This is a genomic window from Nocardioides sp. Z24_21 (assembly GCF_058134345.1).
The window spans coordinates 497,197-523,224 of record NZ_JBYTTH010000002.1 but is presented as its reverse complement, the minus strand read 5'-3'; the positions used below and the strand labels follow the sequence as shown (position 1 = coordinate 523,224).

Here is a 26,028-nt window from a genome sequence, read left to right as displayed (position 1 = left end):
CTCGCGGCGTCGTTCGGGGGAGCGCAGCGGAGGAGAAGAACGTCGTGGGGTGCTCACTGCTGTCCCTCCGCTCGTGAGATGGCGTCGACGGCCTCGGGGTCGAGGCGGAACAGCTCGGCGAGCGCGGCGGTGTAGGACACGGCCGGCTCGGCGTCGGCGAGCTCCTTGACCCGGACGGTGGGCTCGTGGAGGAGCTTGTCGGCGACCCGGCGCACGGTGTGCAGGACCTCTGCGCGGGTGGCGTCGTCGAGGTCGGGCAGTCGGGTGGACAGCCGGTCCATCTCGGCGTCGACGACCGAGGTGGCCATCGAGCGGAGGGCGACCACGGTGGGGGTCACGCTCGCCTGGCGTCGTACGGCGAGGAACGCGCTGATCTCCTGCCCGACGATGGTGCGCACGTCGTCGACGCCGGCGGTGGCCTCGAGGCCGCGCAGCTCGTCGGCGAGCCCGGCCAGGTTGATCAGCTCGACCCCGGGCAGGTCGCCGAGCGACGGGTCGACGTCGTGGGGCAGGGCCAGGTCGATGACGGTGAGCGGCCGGTCGCTCGAGCCGCGCGCGGTGACCACGTCGCCGAGGCGGACCAGCGGCTCCGGGGCGCCGGTGCACGAGATGACGAGGTCGGCGGTGGCCAGCTCCTCGCCGAGGGCCGTCAGCGGCACCGACGCGGCGCCGTACTCGTCGGCGAGCCGGTCGGCGCGGGCGGCCGTGCGGTTGAGCACCGCGATGCTGGCGGCGCCGCTGCACGAGAGGTGGGCGACCGCGAGGGAGGCCATCGCGCCGGCGCCGATCACGAGCGTGCGGGCTCCGGCGACCGACACCGAGCTGCGCTCGAGGGCGGCGGTGACCAGAGAGGGGGCGGCACGGTCGATGTCGGTCTCGGCGTGGGCGCGCTTGCCCACGCGCAGCGCCTGCTGGAAGAGCGTGTTGAGCGCCGGGCCGACGGTGCCGTTCTCCTGCCCGACGCGCAGCGCCTCACGGGTCTGGCCGAGGATCTGGCCCTCCCCGACGACCATCGAGTCGAGGCCCGCGGCGACCTGGAACAGGTGGGAGACCGCGCCCTCGTCGTAGTGGACGTAGAGGTGGGGCAGCAGCGCCTCGGCGGGCTGCTCGGCCCGTGCGACCAGGAGACCCGACAGGTCCTCCACGCTGCCGTGGAAGCGGTCGACCTCGGCGTAGACCTCGAGGCGGTTGCAGGTCACGATGGCCGTCGCCTCCGAGACGTGCTCGCCGGCCATCGCGTCGTCGATCAGCTTGACCGTGCCGTCGCCGTCGAGGGCGAGCCGCTCGAGGAGCCCGACCGGGGCGGACTTGTGGGAGATCCCCACCACGAGCACGCTCACGACACGACCTCCGATCCGGGCGTGACCGACTTGCGCTGCTCGTGGTAGGCGAGGATCTGGAGCTCGATGGAGAGGTCCACCTTCCGCACGTCGACGCCGTCGGGCACCGTCAGGACGGCCGGGGCGAAGTTGAGGATGCTGGTGATGCCGGCGGCGACCATCCGGTCGGCGACCGCCTGGGCGGCGACGGCGGGGGTCGCGATGACACCGATCGAGACGGCGTTCTCGGACACGATCGACTCGAGGTCCTCGAAGGAGCGGACCTCGAGGCCGGCGACGACCTCGTCGTGTCGCGCCGTGTCGGCGTCGAGGAGGGCGACGACCCGGAAGCCGCGGCTGCGGAAGCCGGAGTAGTTGGCCAGGGCGTGGCCGAGGTTGCCGATGCCGACGATGACGACGGGCCAGTCCTGGGTCAGGCCGATCTCGCGGGCGATCTGGTAGCGGAGGTACTCCACGTCGTAGCCCACGCCGCGGGTGCCGTAGCTGCCGAGGTGGGACAGGTCCTTGCGGAGCTTGGCGCTGTTGACGCCCGCGGTCGCCGCGAGCTCCTCGCTGGAGCAGGTGGTGGTGCCGCCCTCGGCAAGGCCGGTCAGGGCTCGCAGATACACGGGAAGCCTGGCGACGGTCGCCTCGGGAATGTCCCGGGAGGAGTCGGGGGTCCGTGCGGTCACAGCTGCTTCTTTCCAGTCCCAGCGAACCTCGCGTGGACCCCGCCACTGTAGGAGTTTGTGAACGGGAGAACAAAACGGCAGGAGTGCGGGCTACCACATGTGAGAAGAGCCACCTCACGCGGGGGTCTCCCGACTTGCGCGCGGGTGCCGGAGGCACTACACGGACGCGCCTCCGGCACGGCTCGTGGCGCGAGTCAGGACGCGGCGCGCTCCAGCGCCGCGACGGCGAGCGACGTGTCGGGCAGGGCGCGCAGCTCCCCGGCGACGGCGCGGCACCGCTCCCGCACCGCTCGGTCGGCGAGGAGCTCGCGCGCGGCCGACGCGACCTCCGCGGGCCCGACGGTGGAGGCGTCGAGCACGGCGGCGAGGCCCAGCTCGGCGGCGCGCCCGGCGTTGTGCGGCTGGTCGGCCCCCAGGGGCAGGAGCAGGGACGGCACCCCGTGGGCGAGCGTCGCCATCAGGCTCCCCGAGCCCCCGTGCGAGACGACCAGGTCGACGTGCGGCAGGACCTCGTGCTGCGCGACGAAGCGCTCCACCCGCACGTGCGGCGGCTGGGGACCGAGGTCGGCCGGGTCGGTCCGTCGCCCGACCGTGGCCACGACGTCCACGCCGAGGGTGGCGAGCCCGGCCAGGATGCGCTCGGAGAGATCGCCCGACGCGGCGTTGAAGATCGTGCCGAGAGTGACGTAGATGCGCGGCCGGTCCGTGCGCCGGTCGTCGGACGGCGCGTCGGTCGAGCGGTAGTGGGTCGGCTCGAGCCGGAGCGGCGACTGCGGGCTCCGGAACGACGGCGGCGCGTCGCTCAGCACCAGTCCCGAGGTCAGCCTGGCGAGCCCGGGGTCCGGCGCCAGCCCGTGCTCGGCGCGTACGGCGTCGAGCCGGGGCGCGACGAGCTCCGGACGGAGCAGCAGGCCGGCGGCGAGCACGAGGTGGGTGGCGACCGGCACGTCGAGCAGCTCGGCGGCGACGGTCGTGCCCAGGTCGGTCTCGTCGCGCAGCACGAGGTCGGGGCCGCACGCGCGGATCACGTCGGGGACGGCGAGCGCCATCCGGCGCGCTCCCCGGTCGGCGAAGTTGTCGGCGAACTCGCGCTCGGTCGCGCGGGCGTCCATCACCGCCAGCGGGGTGCGCCCCTGGCTCGCGGACACCTGGTCGTGGTGTGGCTGGGGGCTCGTCGCGAACGCGGTGAAACCGGACTCCTCGATCTGGGGGACGAGCCCTCCGGACCCCGCGACGGCCACCTCGTGCCCGGCGTCGCGCGCGGCGCTGTCACCCTCCGACGACGTCGCGCAGGATCCGGTCCGACGCGAGCTGGGCCTCGCGGTCGTACGTCGAGGTGCTGGCCAGCAGCTCGTCCGCGCCGCTGCGCTCGGCCAGCTCCTCGATGCGCCGGCGGACTGTGTGAGGGCTGCCGGCCACGGCGCGCGCGAGCGACGCCTCGACGCGACGGCGTACCTGGCTGGTCCACTCGGCGGCGCGGATGTCGGCGACGCTGTCGAGCGGCGGGAACTCGCCCGCCTGGCGCGACATCGCCATCGCCCACGCCTCCGGCAGGGCGAGGTCAAGCGCGGTCGCGTCGTCGTCCGCCAGCAGCACGTCGAGCGCGACCGTCACCCGAGGTCGGCTGTCCTCGTGCGGGCGGAACGAGCGGCGGTAGGCCGCCAGCGCGTCGGCGAGCTCGTCGGAGTCGAGGATCGGGCCGCCCACGACGACCGGCAGGCCGAGGCGGGCCGCCACCTCGAGTCCCCGACCGGTGGCGAGCAGGTGCATCGGCACCCGCCGGCCGGTGGCCGGACGCGCGGTCACCTCGGCGGTGCCGTCGAGGTGACGACGCAGCTCGACGAGGTCGGTCTCGAAGGTGTCGGGGTCCTCGACGTCGCGGCGCAGGGCGCGGCGCACCGGCGGCGTGAAGCCCAGCGAGCGGCCGAGCGCGAGGTCGACGCGGCCGGGATGCAGAGCGTCGAGGACGAGGAACTGCTCGGCCACCACGACGGGCTGGTGCAGCGGCAGCATCACCCCGCCCGACCCGATCCGGATCCGGGTGGTGCGCGCCCCGATCGCCGCCAGCAGGACGGCCGGCGACCCCGACGCGATCCCGGGCACGCCGTGGTGCTCGGCCACCCAGAACCGGTCGTAGCCGAGCCGCTCGGCCGCCACCGCCCGCTCGACCGTGGCGTCGATCGCGGCGGAGTCGGGCAGCCCGCGGCGGGTCCGGGAGCGGTCGAGGAGGGAGAGCCTCACCCCTCCCCCAACACGCGGCGCCCCGATCCGCTTCCCCCGGCCGGAACGGCGCCCTCGCGGAGATCGTGGCAGTTCCACGCCACCTGGTGGCTCGGATGCTCCACGGTCCTGTCGGAGTCCCCGCTCGAGCGGGGACTCCGACAGATCAGGCGACCCAGCGGGCGCGACAGATCGGGTCAGGCCCCGAGGGCGGCGCGGAGGCGCGTCTCGTCGACCCGCCAGAAGTCGTGCTGCCGGCCGTCGACGAAGGTCACCGGGATGTCCTCGCTGAAGCGGTCCTCGAGGTCGCCGTCGGTGGTGATGTCGACCTCCTCGAAGGACTCGCCGACGTCGGCGCAGACGCGGGCGATCACCTCGCGGGCGTCGTCGCACAGGTGGCAGCCGGGACGGGTGTAGAGGGTGACGCGGGGGGCCGTCACGCGAGCAGCCCCCGCGTACGACGTCGCTCGAGGGTGCGCAGCCGGCCCTTCTGCACCGCGCCGGTCAGCGTGACGGGCAGCGCCTCGACGACCTCGACGCGGGAGGGCTGCTTGAAGCGCGCGAGCCGCTCCTCGGCGTGGGAGCGGACGGCGTGCTCGAGGTCGGCGGGCGCTTCGGCGTCGGCGGACGCGACCACGTAGGCCACGACGGCCTCACCGGTCGTCTCGTCGGGCACGCCGATGACCGCGGCGTCGGCGACGCCGTCGACCTCGCGCAGGACGTCCTCGACCTCGGTCGGGTAGACGTTGAACCCGCTGACGATGACGAGGTCGTTGATGCGGTCGACGAGGAAGAGGTCACCGTCGGCGTCGAGGAAGCCGACGTCGCCCGTGCCGAACCACCCCTCCTCGTCGGGGCCGTCGGCGCCGTCGGGCCAGTAGCCGCTGAAGAGGTTGGCGCCGCGCACCTGGATCTCGCCGGGGTCCTCGCCCTCGACCTGCCCCCAGGTCTCGTCGACCAGCCGCAGCTCGATGCCCGGCAGCGCCGCACCGAGCGACCCGGGACGCGGGTCGCGGCTGCACAACGTGCTGGTCACCACCGGCGCGGCCTCGGTGAGCCCGTAGCCCTGGTGCACCGGGATCCCGGTGACGGAGGTGAACTCCTCGACCACCGCCGCCTCGAGCGGCGCCGAGCCGGAGAGCACGAGCCGGACCGGGCCGAGCCGCTCGCGCAGGTGCTCGTCGGGCAGCCAGCGCGCGAAGACGGGCGGGGCGACGGGCACCACGCTGCAGGCCTCGTCGTCGATGAGGTCGAGCACGGCCTGCGGCTCGAACCGCTCGACCAGCAGCAGCCGCGCCCGGTGGCGCAGCACCCCGCCGAGCACCGCGTTGAGCCCGTAGACGTGGAAGAGCGGGAGCACGCCGAGCACCACGTCGTCGCCGTGCATCATGGGCGGCTCGACGGCCGCGACCTGCTCGATGTTGGCCAGCAGCGCCCGGTGGCTGAGCATCGCGGCCCGCGGGAGGTCCGAGGTGCCGCCCGTGTAGAGCAGGGCGGCGAGCTTCTCGGGGTCCGGCAGCGGCGGGACGGGGCGTACGACGTCGGCGCGGAGGTCATCGAAGGCCACCTCGCCGTCGCCGGGCGCGGCGCCCGTGACCACGACCAGCGGCCTGGCGAGCTCGGGGTCGAGCCCGGCCAGCGCCTCGCGTACCACGTCGAGCGCGGTCTCGTCGGTCACCAGCAGCCGGGTGCCGGAGTCGGCGACCATCCGGGCGAGCTCGCCGGCCGTCGACCGCGGGTTGACCGGTACGGCGACGACCTGCGCCCGCAGCACGCCGAGGTAGGTCGTGACGAACTCGATGCGGTTGCCGACCGCGATCATCACCCGCTGGCCGGCGCGGATGCCCCTGGCTCCCAGGCCGGTCGCGATGCGGCCGACCTCGTCCTCGAGCCGTGACCACGTGAGGGAGCGTCCGCCGCTCTCCACGAGGGCCTGCCGGTCGGGGACGTCGGCGGCTGCCTCGGCCACCAACGCGGAGATGTCGTCGCGCGGCATGCACCGATCCTTCCACAGCTAGGCTGGCCGGGTGACCCCGTCCGAGCGATCCCGGCGCCTCAACCTGCAGCAGCGCTCGGCCCTCGCGGGCGAGGCCGCGGCGGCCTCGGCCGACGTCGAGAACGCGCTCCTCACCCCGCTCGACCCCACCGCGGCGGCGTTCTTCGACGTGGACAACACGGTGATGCAGGGCGCGAGCATCTTCCACCTCGCCCGCGGCCTCTACCGCCGCCAGTTCTTCACCACCCGCGAGATCGCCTCGGCCGCGTGGAAGCAGGCCTACTTCCGCGTCGCCGGCATCGAAGACCCCGAGCACGTCGCGGAGGCGCGTGCCTCGGCGCTGTCCTTCATCGCCGGCCACACCACCGCCGAGCTCGAGGAGCTCACCGAGGAGATCTTCGAGGAGGGCATGGCGCACCGCATCTGGCCGGGCACGCGCGCCCTGGCCCAGCTCCACCTCGACGAGGGCCAGCGGGTGTGGCTGGTGACGGCGGCGCCGATCGAGATCGCGAGCGTCATCGCCCGGCGGCTCGGGCTCACCGGCGCGATGGGCACGGTCGCCGAGCACGTCGACGGCGTCTACACCGGCCGGCTCGTCGGCGACCTGCTGCACGGCCCCGCCAAGGCCGAGGCGATCCGGGCGCTGGCCGTGCGCGAGGGCCTCGACCTCGCCCGCTGCTCGGCCTACTCCGACTCCAGCAACGACCTCCCGATGCTGTCGCTGGTCGGCGACCCGTGCGCCATCAACCCCGACGCCCGCCTGCGCACCCACGCCAGGGCCCACGGCTGGCGCGTCCACGACTACCGCACCGGCCGCAAGGCTGCCCGCGCCGGACTCCTGGGCGCAGCGGCCGCGGGTGCCGTCACGGGCGCCGTAGCCGCCGGTGTCGGCCTGCGCGGACGCCGCGCGTCGTGACCCGGTAACCGGCAGTTGCCCGCGGGTTCCCAACACCCCCGCAGCGACCTATCGTGGGACTCGCTGCGACCGGGAGGGGACACCGCATGCGGTCGACGAACGACCTACCGCATGCCTTCGACGAAGGCATGGCCGCGCTCCGGCGCGCGGTCCTCGCCGCCCTCGCCGCGTCCCCGGCCCTCCAACCCGCCGGTCGCCCCACGGGTCGCGTCCTGCTCTCCGAGACGGCCGCGCGGGGTGCCTCGGTCGGCGGCCCCTCCGGCGACTCGCTGGGCGGCTCCTCCGGCGGACCCGGACGCGTGGGCGACGAGGACCGGGCCGCGTCCTCGGAGGGCGACGAGGCCGACCGCGAGCGCCTGATCGCGCTGGTGGAGCTCGCGCGCTCGGGCGACAAGGAGGCGTTCGGCCTCCTCTACGACCACTACCAGGCCTCGGTCTACCGGTTCCTCCACCACCGCACCCGCTCCCAGACGCTCGCCGAGGACCTCGCCTCGGAGACCTTCCTGCGCGCGCTGCGCAGCATCACCAGCTTCCGCTGGCAGGGCAAGGACTTCGGCGCCTGGCTGATGACGATCGCGCGCAACCTCACCACCGACCACTTCAAGGCCGGGCGCACCCGCCTCGAGATGACCACCGAGGACATGACCCCGCACGACGACGCCACCGAGGGTCCCGAGGGCGCGGTGCTGGCGAGCCTCACCAACGAGGTGCTCCTCGAGGCGCTCGCCGAGCTGCCCACCGACCAGCGCGAGTGCCTCGTCCTGCGGTTCCTGCAGGGCTTCACGGTCGCCGAGACCGCACTGGCCCTGGGCCGCTCCGACGGCGCGGTCAAGCAGCTGCAGCTGCGCGGCGTGCGCAACCTGGCCAAGCTGATGCCAGAGGGGATGCGGGACCCATGACCCGCCCCGTAACCCCGGCCCCTCCTGGCTCGTTCCCCCCTCTGGGAGGACCGGCCAGCAGTGAGACAGGACGACCGTGATGACGCCCGCCTTCCCGACTCGTCGGCGCGCCGACGAGTTCGAGGCGCTCCTGTCGCGTGACGCCGGCCGCGAGCTCACCGAGCGTGAGGCCCGGCAGTACGCCCCGCTGCTCGACGTCGTCGCCGACCTGCGCGACGTGCCACCGGTGGAGCCGAGGCCCGAGTTCGTCGCGGCGCTGCGCGAGCGCCTGATGGCCGAGGCCGACACCGTCCTCGCCGGGCCGCCCGCGGCACCCGAGCGACTGGCGATGCCCGCCCCGTCGCGCACGCGCCGCCGCACCGTGGGTGCCCTGCTCGGCGGGGCCGCCCTCGTCGGCTCCGCGGCCACGATGGCCGTCGCTGCCCAGTCCGCCCTGCCGGGCGAGTCGCTCTACGGCGTCAAGCGCGGGATCGAGTCGGCCCAGGTGCGTCTCGCCGACGACGACGCCGGCCGTGGCCGGGCCCTCCTCGCCCAGGCCAGGACCCGGCTCGCCGAGGTCGAGGAGCTCGCCGCCGGCGACGCGGCCGGTCGCGACCGGCTCGTCCCCGACACCCTCGACGCGTTCACCGACCAGTCGAGCGAGGGCGTGCGCAGCCTGCTGTCGGCCTACGAGGACACCGGCAGCGACCGCGACGCGCAGCTCGCCCGCGACTTCACCGTCACGAGCATGGAGCGGCTCGAGCGGCTCGACGGAGAGCTGCCCGCCAGCGCCCGCGACGCCCTGCTGGCCGCCGGACGCACCCTCGCCGACCTCGACCTGGAGGTCAGCACCACCTGCCGCGGCTGCGCGGGCGGCATCACCACGACGCCGGAGTTCCTCCTCACCAGCACCCTCGACGACCTGGTCGCCGGCCTCGACGTCGACGACCTGAGCCTCGAGGGCGCCCCGATCTCCGGACAGGACCTCACCGGGATCCGGGTGCCCGAGGCGCTCGACCCGCAGCAGGGCGTGCCGACGCCCGGTCCCTCGACCTCGGTCAGGCCGACGCCGACCCCCTCGCTGCCCGTCCCGACCGGCACCGTCCCGACCGGCACCGACCCCACCACGCCGGAGCCGACCAAGCCGGAGCCGACCAGGCCGGTCAAGGACCCCACCGACGGCATCCCCGACCCGCTCACCGACACGACCGACAGCCTCACCGACACCACCGGCGCCCTCACCGGCCAGCTCGACGACGCCACGGGCGGCGCCCTGGGCGGGCTCACCTCCGGCGTCGACGACGCCACCGGCGGGCTCATCGGCGAGGTCACCGGCACCCTCGACGGGCTCACCGGCGGCACGCTCGGCAACGCGACCGGCGGGCTGTTGCCCTAGCCGGGCTCCTGGCCGAAGACGCCGCCGCGCTCGCGGAGCAGGCTGAACAGCGTGTGCTGGATGGTCTCGCGCACCTGGTCGGTGACGTTGAAGACCAGCATCGGGTCATCGGCCTCGCCCGGCTCGTAGGCGTCGGTGCGGATCGGCTCACCGAACTCCAGGATCCACTTGGAGGGCAGCGGCACCAGGCCGAGCGGGCCCAGCCACGGGAAGAACGGCGTGATCGGGATGTAGGGCAGCCCGAGGAGCCGCGCCAGCGACGGCACGTTGCCGACCATGGGGTAGATCTCCTCGGCGCCGACCACCGACAGCGGGATGATCGGCACGCCGGTGCGCAGCGCCGCCGAGACGAACCCGCCGCGCCCGAAGCGCTGGAGCCGGTAGCGCTCGCTGAACGGCTTGCCGATGCCCTTGAAGCCCTCCGGCCAGACCCCGACGAGCTCGCCGCCGGACAGCATCCGCTCCGCGTCCTCGGTGCAGGCGAGGGTGGCGCCGCCCTTGCGTGCCAGCGAGCTGACGAACGGCAGCCGGAAGAGCAGGTCGGCCCCGAGCGGGCGCAGGAACCGGCCGGTGCGGTCGTGCACGGTCAGCATCGTCATCAGCCCGTCGAGGGGCACCGTGCCGGAGTGGTTGGAGACCACGAGCGCACCGCCCTCGGTGGGCAGGTTGTCGAGCCCGCGCACCTCGAGCCGGAACCACTTCTCCGCCACCGGGCGCAGCGCGGCCATGAAGAACCGCTCGGTCAGCTCGCTGTCGAAGCCGTAGTCGTCGACCTCGTAGTCGCCCTCGAGGCGCCGGCGGCAGAACGCCATCAGCTCGGCGAGGCGTCGCTCCCAGTCGGCGCCGAAGACCTCGTGGGCCGCGCCCTGGAACGCCGCCACCCAGTCGCCGAGCGGGATCCCGGTGGTCGGGGCCTCGGCGGGCTCGTCGGCCCCGGTCGCCGCACCGCGTGGCTCGTCACCCGGGGCGCTGGCGGCGGCGCCCGCCGCGTGCTCCGGGCCGCCCGTCGCCTTGCCCGCCGCCTTGCCCGCCGCCTTGCCCGCCGTCTTGCCCGTCGGCTTGCCGGCCGTCCCGCTCCCGCCGGACCTGCGCGGGGACGGGGCCAGGTCGCGCGCCGCCGAGGACGGCCGGGTGCGGCCGGTGCCGCGGCCGGGTCGGCCGCCGGTGCCGATCGGGATGACGACGGCGTCGTCGCCGGCGGGGCGCCGGGCTTCCTCGGGCACGTCAGGCCCCTTCCCGCGCGGGGACCAGCTCGCGGCAGAAGTCGGCGAACGCCTCGGCCGTGGTGAAGCGCGGCTCGAAGCCCAGCTCGGTGCGCATCCGGGTGGTGTCCACCCCTCGACCGTAGGTGAGGAACCCCAGCTGCTCGGGGGAGAAGTCCGAGACGCGGGCCTGTCGCATGGTGGCGCCGAGCCGTCCGACGGCGAAGCCCGGCAGGGCGACCGACGGCTTGCCGAGGCGGCGTACGGCCTGGCTCAGCGTCATCACCCCGTCGCCGGCGACGTTGAAGGTGCCGGGGATGCCGCTGGTCGCCGCGTGGCGCAGCACCCGCATCAGGTCGTCCTCGTGCAGCAGCTGCAGGCGGGGGTCGAAGCCCAGCACCCGCGGGATCACGGGCAGCCGGAAGTAGCCGGTGAGCGGGCTGGTGACGTGGGGGCCCACGACGTTGGCCGCCCGGATCATCGTGACGTCGACGTCGGGACGTCGGCGGGCGAAGCCGCGCACGTAGCCCTCGATCTCGTAGACGTCCTTGCCGTAGCCCGACGAGGGCAGGCGCTTGGGCCCCATGTCCTCGGTGAACATCGCCGGGTCGCGGGGACCTGAGCCGTAGACGGTGGTCGTCGACTTCACGACCAGCCGCTCGACGGTCGCCGACTTCTGGCACGCAGCGAGCAGCTGCATGGAGCCGATGACGTTGAGCTCCTTCATCGTCCCCCGCCCGCCGGCGGAGCCGGGCGTGGCGATCAGGCTCATGTGGACGACGGTGTCGACGTCCTCCTTGGCGATGACCTTGGCGATGACCGGGTTGCGGATGTCAGCCCGGACGAACGAGACGTCGCCGATGTCACCACGCGGCGGGACGGCGTCCACGCCGATGACTCGATCGATGGACGGGTCGGCAGCCGCGGCGCGCGCGAATCGTCGCCCGATGTCCCGGGAGATCCCGGTGACCAGCACGACCCGCCCCATGGTCGAGGGGTGTTACTTGCCGAGCTTGCGCCGCTGGACGCGCGTCTTCTTGAGAAGCTTGCGGTGCTTCTTCTTGGCCATGCGCTTGCGCCGCTTCTTGATGACAGAACCCACGTGATTCAGACCTTTCCTTGCGACCGACGTGTGCGTCGGTCGGACCCGCACACCCTACTTGCCGGGTGCGAGGACCGCGGAATCGAGTCGGACCCGTGGATCCGGCGGCTCAGCCGGCGTTGTAGAAGCTCTTGCGGAGGTAGTCGTTGACGTCGTCCTCGCGGACGCGGAACGAGCGGCCCACGCGGACGGCGGGGAGCTCACCCCCGTGCACGAGCCGGTAGACCGTCATCTTCGAGACCCGCATGCGGGCCGCGACCTCGGCGATGGTCAGGAAATGCGCCTCGGAGAGGTCGCCTGGGGTGTTGTCAGCCATCGTGTGTGCACCGATCCTTCTGCGCGGAACGGCGCCGGCTTCCCCACCGGCGTCACAGGCGTGCCGCTCCCGCTGACAATAGGGCTCGCGTGACGCGTGGGGAAGAGGAACGCTGGAGAAACTTGTGGGACGTCGGCGTGTCGGGTTGCATCGACCGCCCTCCGGGTCAAGCCGGGTCAGGGCAGCGGGTCGAGGCCGTGCAGCGGGAACACCTCGCTGCGGGTGGCGTTGATGGCCCGGTCGAGCCAGGTCTCGGGGTCGTAGCCCGACGCCCAGTCGCGGTAGGCCGGGGTCCGGCCGTCGGTCATCCGGTGCGGCGGGGTGGCCCCGAGCACCTCCTCGACGTACGCCCGCCACCCGGGCGGCGTCGACAGCTCGGGGTCGAGCGGGGAGCCCGCGACGATCGCCAGCAGGTGCGTCCACGCGCGCGGCACGACGTCGACGACGGCGTAGCCGCCGCCGCCGGTGACGACCCAGCGCCCGTCGGCCACCTCGTGCGCCAGCTCGTGCAGCGCGAGGTAGGCCGCGCGCTGGCCGTCCACGCTCAGCATCATGTGGGCGAGCGGGTCGTTCATGTGGGAGTCGCAGCCGTGCTGGGTGACGAGCACCTGGGGCGCGAACTCGCGCAGCACGGGCGGCACGACCGCGTGGAAGGCGCGCAGCCAGCCGGCGTCGGAGGTGCCGGGCGGCAGCGCCACGTTGACGGCGGTGCCCTCGGCGCCCTTGCCGCCGACGTCGCTCGGGAAGCCGGTGCCGGGGAAGAGCATCTGCCCGGTCTCGTGCAGGGAGACGGTGAGGACGCGCGGGTCGTCCCAGAAGACCTTCTCGACGCCGTCGCCGTGGTGGACGTCGATGTCGACGTAGGCGACCCGCTCGACGCCGTCGGCCAGCAGCTGGGTGATCCCGACCGCGACGTCGTTGTAGATGCAGAACCCGCTCGCCTTGCCGGGCATCGCGTGGTGCAGGCCGCCGGCGATGCTGACCGAGTGCAGCGACTCCCCGCTCCACACCTGGCGGCACGCCTCCAGGGTCGCCCCCACCACGTGGGCGCTGGCGCGGTGCATGTCGGCGAAGACGGGGTCGTCGTCCGTGCCGAGGCCCCGCGCGGCGTCCTCGAAGCCGGGCGTCGCCCCGGCCCGCGTGACGGCGTCGATGAGGCCGCGCTCGTGCACCGTGGCGATCTGCTCGTCGGTCGCCACGGGGGCGTCGACGCGCTTGAGGCCGTCCAGCACGCCGAGCTCGTCGGCGAGGCGCATGGTCAGGTCGACGCGCACGGGCGACATCGGGTGGGTGGGACCGAAGTCGTACTCCGTCAGGGTCTGGTCGAACACCACTGACGCAGGCCCGTCGCACTCCATGCGGCGGACGTTACTCCCACCTCGGCACTCAGCTGCCCTCGGCCAGCTCACGGGATCGGTTGCGCGCGGCCTCCATCGCCGCCAGGAAGGCGGCCCGCACGCGGTGGACCTCCAGCTCGCGCAGCGCGGAGGCGGTCGTGCCGCCGGGAGAGGTGACCTGCTCGCGCAGCACGACGGGGTGGCTGCCGGTCTCGCGGAGCATCGCGGCGGAGCCGACGAGCGTCTGCACGACGAGGTCGGTCGCGGTGGCCCGGGGCAGCCCCAGGTGCACGCCCGCCTCGATCATCGACTCGACGACGAAGAAGATGTAGGCCGGGCCCGAGCCGGAGATCGCGGTGACCGCGTCCATCTGCTTCTCGGGGATGCGCAGCACCTTGCCCGTCGACGCCATCAACGACTCGGCCTCGGCGAGGTGCGAGTCGTCGCAGTGCGAGCCGGGCGCGATCGCGGCCATCCCCTCGTCGACGAGCGCCGGGGTGTTGGGCATGACGCGGACGACGGCGACCCCGTCGGGCACCCGCGACTCGATGTAGGCCGTCGTGATGCCGGCGGCCAGCGAGACCAGCAGCTGGCCGGCCCGCAGCTCGGGGGCGATCTCCTCGAGGACGTCGGCCATGTCCTGCGGCTTGACCACGAGTGCCACGGTGTCGGCCTTGGCGGCGGCCTCGCGGTTGGAGACCACGGCGACGCCGTAGCGCTCCTCGAGCTCACGGGCCCGCTCGGCCCGCTTCTCGCCGACCATGAGCTGGTCGACCCGCCGACCGGCGCGCACCAGCCCGGACAGCAGGGTCTCCCCCATCACGCCGGCGCCGATGATCCCTGTGCTCATGTCGGCAATCTACTGCGTCGGCTACTTCTTCGAGACCAGCGAGCGCGCGAAGAACGCGAGGTTGCTGGGCTTCTCGGCGAGGCGGCGCATCAGGTAGCCGTACCACTCGGTGCCGTAGGGGATGTAGACGCGCACGCTCTCGCCCGCCGCGGCCAGTCGCCTCTGCTCCTCGGGCCGGATGCCGTAGAGCATCTGGAACTCGTAGGTGCCCGGGCGGCGGCCGAAGCGGCTCGCCAGCGCCGAGGCGATCTTCACCATCCGCGGGTCGTGGGTGGCGATCATCGGGTAGCCCTGGCCGCCGAGCAGCACCTTGAGGCACCGCACGTAGGACTTGTCGATGTCGGCGCGGTCCTGGAACGCGACCCGCTCGGGCTCCATGTAGGCGCCCTTGCACAGCCGCACCCGCGAGCCCTCGTAGGCCAGCGCACGGCAGTCGGCCTCCGTGCGGCGCAGCATCGCCTGCAGCACCGCCCCGGTCTCGGGGAAGTCCTTGCGGAGCTCGCGCAGGATCGCCAGCGTCGAGTCGGTGGTGGTGTGGTCCTCCATGTCGAGGGTCACCGTCGTGCCGGCGTTGCGGGCGGCGCGGCAGATGTCGCGCGCGTTCTCGAGCGCCACCTTGTGGCCGTTGTCGGGCAGCGACTGACCGATGGCGGTGAGCTTGACCGACACCTCGGCCTGGGGCGCCAGGCCCTTGGCCGCGAGGTCGGCGAGCAGCTCCTTGTAGGCGGCGACGGTGGCGTCGGCCAGGGCCGCGTCGGTCGTGTCCTCGCCGAGGTAGTCGAGCGAGACCCGCAGGCCGTCCTCGACGAGCGTGGAGGTCGCCGCGACCGCGTCGGTCGTCGTCTCGCCGGGCACGTAGCTCCTCACCACGGAGCTCGACACGGGCATCGTGGAGACGAGCCGCTGGACCCCCTGGCTGCGGGCGAGGAGGAGGATCGGCTGGCGGAGCAACGACATGGCGGCAAGGCTACGCCGACCCTCCACCACACCTTCACGGCTCCTCCACCCGCCCGAGCGCGCCCCCTCCTAGCGTCGAGGAATGACCTCCCGCCGCCCCTCCCGGCTCCCGTCCGACACCGCGACGTACGCCCTCGCGCTGGCCGTGTCGGCCGGCACCGTGGCGTTCCTGCTGCTCGGCATCGGCGCCCTGGGCATCGTGGGCGACGGCGAGCGCGACTGGCTCTACCTGGCCGCGCCGGCGGCGCTGCTCGTCGTCGCGGCGGCCACCCGCCTCCGACCGCGCGGCATGGTGCTCGCCCTGGGCAGCGCGGCGGTGGCCACCGTCGTGGCGGGCGCGATGGCCGTCGTGCTGGTCGTCGCCGACGACACGGCGGGCTCGATCGCCGACGTCGTGATGCTGACCGCGATGTACGCCGCCCTGTTCGCGGTGGGCGGGTGGCTCTTCAGCCGGGTCAGGGGGTCCGGCGCCTGAGGGTGGCCGCGCCGAGCGCGAGCGAGGCGATCGCGAAGCCCGCGACCACCGCGACCGAGCGCCACACCGCGGCGACGTCGGCGGCGCCGACCAGCTCCTGCATCGCGTCGACGGCGTACGACATGGGGAGCACATCGCTGATCGCCGCCAGCACCGTCGGCATCGCCTCGCGCGGCACGAAGAGCCCGCAGAGCAGCACCTGCGGCAGCACGAACGCCGGCATGAACTGCACCGCCTGGAACTCGGTGGTCGCGAAGGCGCTCACGAGCAGGCCGAGCGCGGTGCCGAGGACGGCGTCGGCCACCGCGACCACGCCGAGCAGCCACACCGGGCCCTCGACGTCCAGTCCGAGCAGGCCGACGCTCACGGCCACGGCCAGCACCGACTGCACCGCGGCGAGCAGGCCGAACGCCAGCGCGTAGCCCAGCAGCAGGTCGAGCTTGCCCATCGGCATCGTCAGGAGCCGCTCGAGGGTGCCGGAGGAGCGCTCGCGCAGCGTCGTCACGCTCGTCACCAGGAACATGACGATGAAGGGGAACATCGCCAGCAGGCCCGGACCGAAGCGGTCGAAGGCGTCGCCGGGGACGTCCTCGAACATCCACCACAGCAGGGTGATCAGGACGCACGGGACGATCAGCAGCATGGCCAGGGTGCGGTGGTCGCGACGGACCTGGGTCAGCACGCGACCGGCGACGGCGAGCGTGACGCGGGTGCTCATGCGGCGTCCCCGCGCTGCTCGACGAGGTGGAGGAACGCCTCCTCGACGTCGCGGGCGCCGGTCCGGGTGCGGATCTCCTCGGGCGAGCCGTCGGCGATGATCCGGCCCTCGCGCATCAGCAGCAGCCGGTGGCACCGCTCGGCCTCGTCCATGACGTGGCTCGAGACCAGCACGGCGGCGCCGCCGTCGGCGATGCGGTGGAACAGCTCCCACAGGTCGCGCCGCAGCACCGGGTCGAGCCCGACCGTCGGCTCGTCGAGCACCAGCAGGTCGGGCGTGCCGAGGAGCGCGACGGCGAGGCTGGCCCGGCTGCGCTGGCCGCCGGAGAGCCGGCCCACGACCTGGTCGCGGTGGTCGTCGAGCCCGACCGCGGCGACCGCCCGGTCCACCTGGTCGCGGTCGACGCCGAGCACGCGGGCGAAGAAGGTGAGGTTCTCGCCGAGGGTCAGGTCGTCGTAGACGCTGGCGGCCTGCGTCACGTAGCCGACCCGCGTGCGCAGCGGGCGGCTGCCCGCCGGCTCCCCCAGCACCTCGACGGCGCCCGACCTGACCCGTTGTGCCCCGACCAGGCACCGCATCAGGGTGGTCTTGCCGCAGCCGCTCGGCCCGAGCAGCCCGGTGACCCCGGGCCACACGTCGAGGGAGATGCCCGGCAGCACCTCGCGCTCGCCCCGCACGACGACGAGGTCGCGCACCTCCACCACGTTTTTCATCATGTGTTGAATTGTGCGCGCACGGCTTCGCACCCGTCAACCCCTCGACCGGGCGCGGGCGCGGCTAGGGAAGGTCGCCGGTGAGGTAGTGCTGGAGGACGGGGCCGACGCGCGCCACGACGTCGTCCGCCGGCATCTGGGCCATCGCCGGGACGGCGAGCAGGTAGCGCGCGACGATCAGGCCCACCACCTGGCTGGCCACGAGCGGCACCCGCACCTCGGGGCGGTCGGGCACGAGCCCGGCGAGCACCGGCCCGACCACGACGGGGATGAACGCGTCGCGCACCAGGCCGCCGGAGTCGTCGGCCACCAGCGACCGCACCATCGCGAGCAGCCCCGGCTGGACCTCCGGGTCGTCCCAGACGCCGAGGAACGCCCGCAGCAGCCGCTCGCCGGCGCCGTCCGGGCCGGCGGCGACCACCGGCGCGAGCACCTCGCGCGGGTCGACCGGGATCTCGAGGGCGGCGACGAAGAGGTCGTCCTTGCTGCCGAAGTAGTGGTGCACCAGCGCCGGGTCGACACCCGCCGCGGCGGCGACGGCGCGGATCGTCGTGCCGCGGAAGCCCTTCTCGGCGAACGACGCCCGCGCGGCGGAGAGCACCTCGGCGCGGGTGTCGGGAGCGCCGGGGCGCCGACCCCGGGCGGAGCGGGAGGCGGCCGGCGCGCTCACGGCGTCGCCACGGCCAGGTGCGCGCGGGCGAACTCCAGTGACTCGACCAGGTCGGCCTCGCGCTCGGCGCGGTCGGCGGCGCGCCGGGTGTTGATCTCCAGCACGACGTGGCCGGCGAAGCCCGTGCCGGCGAGGTGGCGCAGGAACCCCTCGGCGCCCATCACGCCGCGGCCCGGCACGAGGTGCTCGTCCCTGCCCGAGCCCGTGCCGTCGGTGAGGTGGACGTGGCGCAGGCTGGCACCCATCCGGTCGGCCATCGCGACGACGTCACTGCGGGCGATGGCGGCGTGGGAGAGGTCGATGGTGGTGTGGGCGTAGTCCTCCGCGCTGGGGTCCCAACCGGGGAGGTACATCTCCATGCCGCGGCGCGAGGACGCCCGCCACGGATACATGTTCTCGACCGCGAAGGCGATGCCCGTGCGCGCCTCGAGGGAGGCGATGCCCTCGACGAAGCCGGCGGCGTAGTCCTTCTGCCACCGGAACGGCGGGTGCACCACCACGACGTCGGCGCCGACCGCCTCGGCCATCTCGGCCGACCTCTCGAGCTTGACCCACGGGTCGGTGCCCCAGACCCGCTGCGTGAAGAGCAGGCACGGCGCGTGGACGGCGCAGATGGGGACCTCGTGGTGCTCGCTGAGCTTCCTGACCGCGTCGACCTCCTGGCTGAGGGTGTCGATGCCGACCATCACCTCGACCGCGTCGTAGCCCAGCCGCGCGGCCCATCCGAAGGCGTGCGCGGTCGACTCGGGGTAGACCGAGGCGGTCGAGAGTCCGATGAGGGGAGCCATCGTCAGCGCGGCCTCGTGACGATGGAGATCTGGTCGAGCCGCTCCAGGATCACGCCCTCGCGCAGCGCCCAGGGGCAGACCTCGAGCGCGGTCAGGTCGAAGATGTCCATGCACGCCTCGGCGACGATCGCGCCCGGCACGATCTGGTGGGTGCGGCTCGGCGAGACGCCCGGCAGGTCGGCGAGCTCGGCGGGCGACATGTCGACGAGCTTGGGGATCCAGCTCGACAGCGCCTGCAGCTCGATCGAGCGCGGCACGAGCTGCCCGTCGCCGCTCGGCGCGGCGCCGCAGATGCGCGCGAGCGAGCGGAACGTCTTCGAGGTGGCCGCAGCCCGGTCGGGCGAGCCCCCGCGCAGGAGGTGCCCGGCGTCGCGGGCGATCTCGGCCCGCACCTGCTTGCGCAGCTCGCGCACCTCCTCGTCGGAGGGCCGGCCGCCGCCGAACCACGTCCGTGCCACCCGGGCGGCACCGAGCGGGAGGGACCAGGCGACGTCGGGCGCCTCGTCCGACCCGCCGGCGATCTCCAGCGAGCCGCCGCCGATGTCGAAGACGGCGAGCCGGCCGGCCGACCAGCCGAACCAGCGGCGTACGGCCAGGAACGTCAACCGCGCCTCGTCCTCGCCGGACAGCACGCCGAGCCGGACCCCGCTGTGCTCCTCGACGTGGGCGAGCACCTCGTCGGCGTTGACCGAGTCGCGCACCGCGGAGGTCGCGAAGGCGAGCATCTCCTCGCACCCCTTGTCCTCGGCGATCCGCGTCGCCGAGGCGCAGAAGTCGGTGAGGGCGTCGATGCCCTCGGCAGTGACCGCGCCCTCCTCGTCGAGGTGCTCGGCCAGGCGCAGCGGCTGCTTGTGGGAGGACGCCGGGAGCGGCGCCGCCCCGCCGTGCGCGTCGACCACCAGCAGGTGGCCGGTGTTGGAGCCGATGTCGAGGACGCCCAGGCGCATACCCGCAACGCTACTAGGCTTGCCACGTGCCCGAAGTCGACCTCGTCTTCCCCCGCGCGTACGTCGAGTTCGCCGACCCGGCCGACGACGCCCAGGTCTTCCGCTGCGACCTCACGTGGCTGACCTCCGCCTACACCTGCATCTTCGGCAACGGCTGCCAGGGCATCTACGCCGACGCCCCCGACGTCGGCTGCTGCACCCTGGGCGCCCACTTCGCCGACCGCGACGACGAGCGTCGGGTCAAGGCCTTCGTCGCCGAGCTCGGCCCCGACGACTGGCAGCTGCACCCCGGGCGGGCGGTCCGCACGTCCGACTGGGTCGACACCGACGACGACGGCGAGCGCAAGACGCGCGTGGTCGAGGTCGACGGGCAGCAGGCGTGCGTCTTCCACAACCGCACCGACTTCAGCAACGCGAGCGGGCACGTCGGCGCCGGTTGCGCCCTCCACGGCCTCGCGCTGCGCCAGGGGCGCAACCCGCTCGAGACCAAGCCCGACGTGTGCTGGCAGCTGCCGATCCGGCGCCAGTTCCGCGAGGTCGAGCGGCAGGACGGCACGAGCTACACCGAGGTCTCCATCGGCGAGTACGACCGCCGCGGCTGGGGACCCGGCGGCCACGACCTCGACTGGTACTGCTCGGGCAACACCGAGGCCCACGTCGCGCCCGAGCCGGTCTACCTCACCCACGAGCCCGAGCTCGTCGAGCTGATGGGTGCCGAGGCGTACGCCGAGCTGGTGCGCCACTGCGACGCGCACGTGGTCTCGCGCTCGGCGCTCGCGCTGCACCCCGCGTCACCGCGCCACTTCTGAGCGGCGGCACGCAAAAGTCCCGGACACCCCCTGTGACGCGGGTGTGACGTGCATTACCTTCGTCGGGTGGTCCCTTCCCCTCCTCCCCCGTCCGAGGGATCCGGCCCCGCCGGCACCCTCGGGATCTGGTTCATCGGCGCGCGTGGCTCACTGGCCACGACCGCGACCATCGGCCTGAGCGCGCTCGCCGCCCACCTGACCGACGAGACCGGCTGCGTGTGCTCCCACCCCGACCTCGACGCCCGGGGCCTGGCGGCCTACGCCGACATCGTCGTCGGCGGCCACGACGTCGACACGCTCCCGCTGGTCAAGCAGGCCGAGCGCCTCGTGGCCGGCGGCGTCGTGCCCGGCGTCCTCGCCCGCCAGGTCACCTCGGAGCTCGAGCACGCCGAGGCGCGGCTGCGAGCCGGCGTCCGCGGCCACTCCGGCGACCAGCGCGCCGACGTCGAGCGCCTCGCGGCCGACATCCGCGACTTCGGCGCCGGCCTCGACCACGTCGTGGTCGTCGACGTCTCCAGCACCGAGGCGCCCCACGACGCCGGACCCGACGCCGCCGACTGGGCCGGCCTGCAGGACGCCTGGGCGCAGGGGCGCGCACCGCTGTCGACGAGCTCGGTCTACGCCTGCGCCGCCGTGCTCGCCGGAGCGGCCTACGTCGCCTTCACGCCGAGCCCGGGCATCGACGTGCCCGCGCTGCGCGAGCTCGCCGACGAGCGCGGCGCGGCCTACGCCGGCAGCGACGGCAAGACCGGCGAGACGCTGGTGAAGTCGGCCCTCGCGCCGATGTTCTCCACCCGCTCGCTGGCCGTGCGGTCGTGGACCTCGGTCAACCTGCTCGGCGGCGGCGACGGCTCCACGCTCTCTGACCCCGCCGCCCGCGAGAGCAAGACCAGCACCAAGCGCTCGGGCCTGGAGTCGATGCTCGGCCACCCGGTGCCCGGCCCCATGCACATCGACTACGTCGAGGACCTCGGCGACTGGAAGACCGCGTGGGACCACGTCCGCTTCGACGGCTTCCTCGGCACCCGGATGACGATGCAGTTCACCTGGGAGGGCTGCGACTCGGCGCTGGCCGCGCCGCTCGTGCTCGACCTCGCCCGGCTGACCGGCCGCGCCGTCGCGGTGGGTGAGAGCGGGCCGCTGTCCGCGCTCGGGTTCTTCTTCAAGCAGCCGCTGGGCTCGCAGGAGCACCGCCTCGCCCAGCAGTGGGAGGCCCTGCTCTCCTGGTCGACGGCGTGCGCCGACCGGGTGGCGACGTGAGGCTCGCCGACCTCGTCGAGCTGACCCGTGCCCCCGCCGCGCTCTCGATCCCGGGGGACGCGTGGGCCGGTGCCGCGCATGCCGGGGTCGCGGGACGCGGGTGGGCGATGCCACTCGCCTCGACGTGCCTCTACTGGTCGGGCATGGCCCTCAACGACTGGTGCGACCGCGGCGTCGACGCCGAGGAGCGCCCCGAGCGCCCGATCCCGTCCGGTCGGGTCGGCGCCGAGACCGCCCTCGCCGTCGCCGCCGGCCTCGGCGCAGCCGGCCTCGGTGTCGCCGCGCTGCTCGGCGGACGTTCGGCCGTCGCGGTGGCGGCCCCGCTCGCGCTGATGGTGGTCGGCTACGACGCGGCCGCCAAGGACACGCCGCTCGGGCCGCTGGCGATGGCCTCGACACGAGGGCTCGACGTCCTGCTCGGCGCCCACGCCTCGCCCGCTGCAGCGTGGCAGCCCGCCCTCGCGATGACCGCCCACACCGCCGGCCTCACCTGGCTCAGCCGTGGCGAGGTGCACGGCACCCGTCCGGAGGTCGCGGCCGCGGCGACCGCCGCCACGCTGGTGGGGGCCGCCGCGACGGCCCATGCCGCGTTCTACGAGGCGCGCACGGGTCGCCTCGCCCGGCTCACCGGGGTCGGCCTGTCGGCGGCCTACGCCGTCGTCGTCGGCCGCGCCCAGGCCCGCGCGGTGCGGCGGCCCACGGCCGAGGCCGCGCGGGCCGCCACCCGCACCGGCATCGGGGGGTTCTCCCTGCTGCAGGGCGCGTGGCTGGCGCGCCGCGGCCGGCTCCCGGCCGCCGCCACGGTCGTCGGCGCCGGACCTGCCTACCGGGCGCTCTCGCGCCGCTGGAGCCCGACGTGAGCGCGGCGGGACGGAGCCCCCTGCGCCTGGGCTACGGCAGCAACGGCTTCTCCGGCCACCGCTTCCCCGACGCCTGCGAGGTGATCGCGGGGCTCGGCTACGACGGCGTCGCCCTCACCCTCGACCAGCCGCACCTCGACCCGTTCGCCGACGACGCGGGCGCCCAGACCGCCCGCGCCGCGAAGTCGCTGGCCGACCACGGGCTGGCCGTCGTCATCGAGACCGGCTCGCGATTCGTGCTCGACCCGTGGCGCAAGCACGAGCCGACCCTGGTCAGCGACGGCGACCGCGGCCCGCGGATCGAGCTGCTGACCCGCGCCGTGCGGATCGCGGCCGAGCTCGGCGCCGAGGCGATGTCGTGCTGGTCGGGCGTGCTGCCCGAGGGGACGAGAGCCGAGGAGGGCTGGCGACGGCTCACCGACGGGCTCGGCCCCGTCCTCGACCTCGCCCACGAGCTGGGGGTCGTCGTCTGCGTCGAGCCCGAGCCCGGCATGCACGTCGACACCGTCGACGAGGCGCTCGAGCTGCGCCGGCGGCTCGGCGAGCCCGACCACCTCCGGCTCACCCTCGACCTCGGCCACCTGGTGTGCAACGAGCCGCGCAGCCCTCAGGCGTCCGTCGCCGTCGCCGGCAGCCTCATCGGCAACGTGCAGGTCGACGACATGGTCCGCGACGTGCACGAGCACCTCGAGCTGGGCCAGGGCACGCTCGACCTCGACGCCGTCCTCGGCGCGCTGGTGGCGACCGGCTTCGCCGGCCTGGCCAGCGTCGAGCTGCCCCGCCACTCCCACGCGGCGCCCACGGTGGCCGCACGTCAGATCGCCGCCCTGCGCGCCTCGCTGGCGCGCCTCGCGGACGCCGAGAGCGAAGGACCCACGCCGTGACCGACATCCGTCCGCTCGCCGACCACGACGCCATCCGGAGCGCGCTCGACGACGCCGCGCGCGCCCGGTGGGAGGCCATGAACGCCGAGGTCGCCGAGGACCCGTCCCGGCTCGGCCGGACGTTCCCCGCCGCGGCGCGCACGACCGGTCGTGGACCGCTGCCGGGCGCCGACGGCGTGCTGCTGGAGGACGCGGTGCGCGTCCGGCTGGTGGTCGAGGCGGCGCGGTCGCTCGACGCCGCGGACCTCCTCGCCGAGCTGGGCGAGGTCTACCGCTACGGCGACAACGACGAGAAGCGCGCCGTGCTCCACGCCCTGGCCGGAGCACCCGACGAGGTCGACGGCACCGACCTGCTGCTCGACGCGCTGCGCACCAACGACACCCGTCTCGTCGCCGCGGCGATGGGACCGCACAGCGACCGGCTCGACGACGACGCGTGGCGCCAGGGCGTCCTCAAGTGCCTGTTCACCGGCGTCCCCGTCGCGTCGGTCACCGGCCTCTCCCGGCGCGCCGACCGCGAGCTGGCCGAGATGGTGCAGCGCTACCAGCGCGAGCGCGAGGCGGCCGGGCGCGACGTACCCCCCGACGTGCAGGTCGTGCTCGACGCCTGCGGCGCCTCCCCCGAGAAGCAGCCCGAGAAGCAGCCCGAGAAGCAGAAGGACTCCTGATGCGCATCTTCGACCCGCACATCCACATGACCTCGCGCACCACCGACGACTACGAGGCGATGCACGCCGCGGGCGTCCGCGCGCTGGTCGAGCCGGCGTTCTGGCTGGGCCAGCCGCGCACCAACGTCGGCTCGTTCACCGACTACTTCGACGCGCTGGTGGGCTGGGAGCGGTTCCGCGCCTCGCAGTTCGGCATCGTCCACCACTGCACGATCGCGCTCAACCCCAAGGAGGCCAACGACCCCCGGTGCGCCGAGGTGCTCGACGTGCTCCCCCGCTACCTCGCCAAGGACGGCGTGGTGGCGGTCGGCGAGGTCGGGTTCGACTCGATGACGGTCGAGGAGGAGAAGGCGTTCGTGCGGCAGCTGGAGCTGGCGGTCGAGTTCGCGCTCCCGGCGATGGTCCACACCCCGCACCGCGACAAGGAGCAGGGCACCCGCCGCACCCTGGAGCTGGTCACCGAGTCGGGACTGGCCCCCGGGATGGTCGTGGTCGACCACCTCAACGAGGTCACCGTCGACCAGGTCGACGAGGCCGGCTGCTGGATGGGCTTCTCGGTCTACCCCGACACCAAGATGGACGAGCACCGCATGGTCGCGATCCTCCACCGCCGCGGGCTCGACCGGGTGCTGGTCAACTCCGCCGCCGACTGGGGCCGCAGCGACCCCCTCAAGACCGCGAAGACCGGTGCGGCGATGCTCGAGGCGGGCTTCTCCTCCGACGACGTCGACCGCGTGCTGTGGCGCAACCCCGTGGAGTTCTTCGCCCAGAGCGGCCGGCTGATGATCGACCCCGACGCGACGGGCGGCACCGACGGGACGGGCGCCGGCGACGCCTCGGCGACCTTCGAGGGCAACTCGATCCTGCGCGGCTCGCGGGACTGACATGAGGCTGCGCCACCCCGACGGTACCGTCGTCCACCTCGGCTACGGCACCAACGTGCTGCCCGCCGAGGACGTCGAGGGCCTCATCGCGCAGGTCGGCACCTACGGCGACCGGCTGCGCCGCCACCTCGGCACCGACCGGGTCGGCCTGGGCATGTGGCTGCCGGCCGCCGCCGCGCGACGCCTGGCCTCCGACCTCGACGCCGTCTCCCGGCTCCGCGACGCGATCGATGCGCACGGCGTCGAGATCGTCACCCTCAACGCCTTCCCCTACGCCGCCTTCCAGGACGAGGTGGTCAAGAAGCGCGTCTACCACCCGACCTGGGCGGAGCGGGCCCGGCTCGACTACACCCTCGACGTGGCGCGCGTCCTCGCCGCGCTGCTGCCCGAGGACGCCGCCCGGGGCAGCATCTCGACGCTGCCGCTGGCCTGGCGCGCCCCGTGGCTCACCGACCGGCAGGCCCAGGCCGAGCTGCACCTCACGGCGCTCGCGGAAGGGCTGGCCGAGGTGGAGGCCGACACCGGGCGCACGGTGCGCGTCGCGTTCGAGCCCGAGCCCGGCTGCGTGATCGAGACGATCGCCGAGGCGGTCGACCGGCTCGACGCCGCCGACCGCGAGCGGATCGGCGTCTGCCTCGACCTGTGCCACCTCGCCGTCGGCTTCGAGGACGCGACCGACGCGCTCGCCCGGCTCGACGCCGCGGGCCTCGACGTGGTCAAGGTGCAGCCGGCGGCCGCCCTGGTCGTCGACGACCCGGCCGACCCGCGTGCCCGCGACGCGCTGACGTCGTACTCCGAGGACCGCTTCCTCCACCAGGTGCGCCAGCGCACCGGCCAGCGCCTCGCCGCGCGCGACGACCTGCCCGACGCACTCGGCGGGCGGCGCCCGCTCGACGACGGGTCGCCGTGGCGGGTGCACTTCCACGTGCCGGTCCACGCCGACCCCGCCCCGCCGCTGCGCAACAGCCGCGACGAGATGCGCGCGTCCCTGGCCGCCCTCCTCGGCGGCGACACCGCCCGCACCGACCACCTCGAGGTCGAGACCTACACCTGGTCCGTCCTGCCCGACGGCGCCCCCGCCGACGACGACGCGCTCGCGGCGGGCCTCGCCGCGGAGCTCGCGTGGGTGCGCGACGAGCTGGTCGGGCTCGGCCTGACGTCCCTCGACTGA

General features: G+C 74.2%; 29 protein-coding genes. 11 read left to right on the top strand and 18 right to left on the bottom strand.

Annotated features, from left to right (window positions below):
• Positions 1–53 precede the first annotated feature (53 nt).
• The 6 genes from AC3X7Z_RS08895 to AC3X7Z_RS08870 form a co-directional block, all read right to left on the bottom strand.
• On the bottom strand, positions 54–1,340 hold the full coding sequence (locus tag AC3X7Z_RS08895) for a glutamyl-tRNA reductase (RefSeq protein WP_489975694.1): 1,287 nt from the start codon (positions 1,338–1,340) through the stop codon (positions 54–56).
• Positions 1,337–2,011, bottom strand: a complete 675-nt coding sequence (locus AC3X7Z_RS08890; protein ID WP_186340142.1) for a redox-sensing transcriptional repressor Rex — start codon at positions 2,009–2,011, stop codon at positions 1,337–1,339. The genes AC3X7Z_RS08895 and AC3X7Z_RS08890 overlap by 4 nt, the downstream gene beginning before the upstream one ends.
• 194 nt (positions 2,012–2,205) lie before the next feature.
• Positions 2,206–3,159 (bottom strand): glycosyltransferase, encoded by a 954-nt coding sequence (locus AC3X7Z_RS08885; protein ID WP_489975693.1) that lies wholly within the window; start codon positions 3,157–3,159, stop codon positions 2,206–2,208.
• A 121-nt stretch (positions 3,160–3,280) separates the two neighbouring features.
• Complete coding sequence (locus tag AC3X7Z_RS08880) at positions 3,281–4,252, bottom strand: MsnO8 family LLM class oxidoreductase (RefSeq protein ID WP_489975692.1); 972 nt, start codon at positions 4,250–4,252, stop codon at positions 3,281–3,283.
• A gap of 176 nt (positions 4,253–4,428) precedes the next feature.
• Positions 4,429–4,671 carry a glutaredoxin family protein gene (locus AC3X7Z_RS08875; RefSeq protein WP_186340138.1) on the bottom strand — a complete coding sequence of 81 codons (243 nt, stop codon included), beginning with the start codon at positions 4,669–4,671 and terminating at the stop codon, positions 4,429–4,431.
• Complete coding sequence (locus AC3X7Z_RS08870) at positions 4,668–6,227, bottom strand: class I adenylate-forming enzyme family protein (RefSeq protein WP_186340137.1); 1,560 nt, start codon at positions 6,225–6,227, stop codon at positions 4,668–4,670. The genes AC3X7Z_RS08875 and AC3X7Z_RS08870 overlap by 4 nt, the downstream gene beginning before the upstream one ends.
• Positions 6,228–6,258: 31 nt before the next feature.
• Between AC3X7Z_RS08870 and AC3X7Z_RS08865 the strand changes: the two genes are divergently transcribed.
• The 3 genes from AC3X7Z_RS08865 (at position 6,259) to AC3X7Z_RS08855 (ending at position 9,417) form a co-directional block, all read left to right on the top strand.
• Positions 6,259–7,143, top strand: coding sequence for an HAD family hydrolase (locus AC3X7Z_RS08865; protein ID WP_186340136.1), 885 nt, complete (start codon positions 6,259–6,261; stop codon positions 7,141–7,143).
• A gap of 128 nt (positions 7,144–7,271) precedes the next feature.
• Positions 7,272–8,042, top strand: a complete 771-nt coding sequence (locus AC3X7Z_RS08860) for a sigma-70 family RNA polymerase sigma factor (protein ID WP_186340135.1) — start codon at positions 7,272–7,274, stop codon at positions 8,040–8,042.
• Positions 8,043–8,121: 79 nt separating this feature from the next.
• Positions 8,122–9,417 (top strand): DUF5667 domain-containing protein, encoded by a 1,296-nt coding sequence (locus AC3X7Z_RS08855; protein WP_186340134.1) that lies wholly within the window; start codon positions 8,122–8,124, stop codon positions 9,415–9,417.
• Here the strand turns inward: AC3X7Z_RS08855 and AC3X7Z_RS08850 are convergent.
• From AC3X7Z_RS08850 to AC3X7Z_RS08820, 7 genes are all read right to left on the bottom strand, one after another.
• Complete coding sequence (locus tag AC3X7Z_RS08850) at positions 9,414–10,640, bottom strand: lysophospholipid acyltransferase family protein (RefSeq protein WP_489975691.1); 1,227 nt, start codon at positions 10,638–10,640, stop codon at positions 9,414–9,416. The two genes, AC3X7Z_RS08855 and AC3X7Z_RS08850, sit on opposite strands and share 4 nt — an antisense overlap.
• Position 10,641: 1 nt before the next feature.
• Positions 10,642–11,607, bottom strand: a complete 966-nt coding sequence (locus AC3X7Z_RS08845) for an SDR family oxidoreductase (RefSeq protein ID WP_186340133.1) — start codon at positions 11,605–11,607, stop codon at positions 10,642–10,644.
• Positions 11,608–11,619: 12 nt separating this feature from the next.
• Positions 11,620–11,721 (bottom strand): 30S ribosomal protein bS22, encoded by a 102-nt coding sequence (locus tag AC3X7Z_RS08840; protein ID WP_008356322.1) that lies wholly within the window; start codon positions 11,719–11,721, stop codon positions 11,620–11,622.
• 109 nt (positions 11,722–11,830) lie between these two features.
• Complete coding sequence (locus tag AC3X7Z_RS08835) at positions 11,831–12,037, bottom strand: helix-turn-helix domain-containing protein (protein WP_186340132.1); 207 nt, start codon at positions 12,035–12,037, stop codon at positions 11,831–11,833.
• 176 nt (positions 12,038–12,213) lie between these two features.
• On the bottom strand, positions 12,214–13,395 hold the full coding sequence (locus AC3X7Z_RS08830) for an acetoin utilization protein AcuC (RefSeq protein WP_489975690.1): 1,182 nt from the start codon (positions 13,393–13,395) through the stop codon (positions 12,214–12,216).
• A 28-nt stretch (positions 13,396–13,423) separates the two neighbouring features.
• Positions 13,424–14,224, bottom strand: coding sequence for a pyrroline-5-carboxylate reductase (gene proC, locus AC3X7Z_RS08825; protein ID WP_489975689.1), 801 nt, complete (start codon positions 14,222–14,224; stop codon positions 13,424–13,426).
• Between the two features lie 21 nt (positions 14,225–14,245).
• Positions 14,246–15,181, bottom strand: a complete 936-nt coding sequence (locus tag AC3X7Z_RS08820; protein WP_489975688.1) for a proline dehydrogenase family protein — start codon at positions 15,179–15,181, stop codon at positions 14,246–14,248.
• Between the two features lie 82 nt (positions 15,182–15,263).
• Here AC3X7Z_RS08820 and AC3X7Z_RS08815 point away from each other — a divergent pair, with 82 nt between their 5' ends.
• On the top strand, positions 15,264–15,656 hold the full coding sequence (locus AC3X7Z_RS08815; protein WP_489975687.1) for a hypothetical protein: 393 nt from the start codon (positions 15,264–15,266) through the stop codon (positions 15,654–15,656).
• On the opposite strand, the gene AC3X7Z_RS08810 is transcribed toward AC3X7Z_RS08815, so the two are convergent.
• The 5 genes from AC3X7Z_RS08810 to AC3X7Z_RS08790 all read right to left on the bottom strand — a co-directional run bounded on the left by AC3X7Z_RS08810 (position 15,637) and on the right by AC3X7Z_RS08790 (position 19,492).
• Complete coding sequence (locus AC3X7Z_RS08810; protein WP_186340126.1) at positions 15,637–16,374, bottom strand: ABC transporter permease; 738 nt, start codon at positions 16,372–16,374, stop codon at positions 15,637–15,639. The genes AC3X7Z_RS08815 and AC3X7Z_RS08810 overlap by 20 nt on opposite strands.
• Entirely contained in the window at positions 16,371–17,090 is a 720-nt protein-coding gene (locus AC3X7Z_RS08805) for an ABC transporter ATP-binding protein (RefSeq protein WP_489975686.1), read from the bottom strand. Before AC3X7Z_RS08805 ends, AC3X7Z_RS08810 begins: the two co-directional genes overlap by 4 nt.
• Positions 17,091–17,151: 61 nt before the next feature.
• Entirely contained in the window at positions 17,152–17,757 is a 606-nt protein-coding gene (locus AC3X7Z_RS08800) for a TetR/AcrR family transcriptional regulator (RefSeq protein ID WP_489975685.1), read from the bottom strand.
• A complete protein-coding gene (locus AC3X7Z_RS08795) occupies positions 17,754–18,545 on the bottom strand; it encodes a sugar phosphate isomerase/epimerase family protein (protein WP_489975684.1) in 792 nt (263 codons plus the stop codon). The genes AC3X7Z_RS08800 and AC3X7Z_RS08795 overlap by 4 nt, the downstream gene beginning before the upstream one ends.
• A 2-nt stretch (positions 18,546–18,547) precedes the next feature.
• On the bottom strand, positions 18,548–19,492 hold the full coding sequence (locus tag AC3X7Z_RS08790) for a Ppx/GppA family phosphatase (protein ID WP_489975683.1): 945 nt from the start codon (positions 19,490–19,492) through the stop codon (positions 18,548–18,550).
• A gap of 26 nt (positions 19,493–19,518) precedes the next feature.
• Here AC3X7Z_RS08790 and AC3X7Z_RS08785 point away from each other — a divergent pair, with 26 nt between their 5' ends.
• From AC3X7Z_RS08785 to eboE, 7 genes are all read left to right on the top strand, one after another.
• A complete protein-coding gene (locus AC3X7Z_RS08785; RefSeq protein ID WP_186340122.1) occupies positions 19,519–20,301 on the top strand; it encodes a DUF3109 family protein in 783 nt (260 codons plus the stop codon).
• A 66-nt stretch (positions 20,302–20,367) separates the two neighbouring features.
• The gene (locus AC3X7Z_RS08780) at positions 20,368–21,561 is read left to right on the top strand and encodes an inositol-3-phosphate synthase (RefSeq protein ID WP_489975682.1); all 1,194 of its coding nucleotides are present in this window, start codon (positions 20,368–20,370) and stop codon (positions 21,559–21,561) included.
• A complete protein-coding gene (locus tag AC3X7Z_RS08775) occupies positions 21,558–22,421 on the top strand; it encodes an SCO3242 family prenyltransferase (protein WP_489975681.1) in 864 nt (287 codons plus the stop codon). Before AC3X7Z_RS08780 ends, AC3X7Z_RS08775 begins: the two co-directional genes overlap by 4 nt.
• On the top strand, positions 22,418–23,305 hold the full coding sequence (locus AC3X7Z_RS08770; protein WP_241005307.1) for a sugar phosphate isomerase/epimerase family protein: 888 nt from the start codon (positions 22,418–22,420) through the stop codon (positions 23,303–23,305). The genes AC3X7Z_RS08775 and AC3X7Z_RS08770 overlap by 4 nt, the downstream gene beginning before the upstream one ends.
• The gene (locus AC3X7Z_RS08765) at positions 23,302–23,973 is read left to right on the top strand and encodes an EboA domain-containing protein (RefSeq protein WP_489975680.1); all 672 of its coding nucleotides are present in this window, start codon (positions 23,302–23,304) and stop codon (positions 23,971–23,973) included. Before AC3X7Z_RS08770 ends, AC3X7Z_RS08765 begins: the two co-directional genes overlap by 4 nt.
• Positions 23,973–24,857, top strand: coding sequence for a TatD family hydrolase (locus tag AC3X7Z_RS08760; RefSeq protein ID WP_489975679.1), 885 nt, complete (start codon positions 23,973–23,975; stop codon positions 24,855–24,857). Before AC3X7Z_RS08765 ends, AC3X7Z_RS08760 begins: the two co-directional genes overlap by 1 nt.
• A gap of 1 nt (position 24,858) precedes the next feature.
• Positions 24,859–26,028 carry a metabolite traffic protein EboE gene (gene eboE / locus AC3X7Z_RS08755; RefSeq protein ID WP_489975678.1) on the top strand — a complete coding sequence of 390 codons (1,170 nt, stop codon included), beginning with the start codon at positions 24,859–24,861 and terminating at the stop codon, positions 26,026–26,028.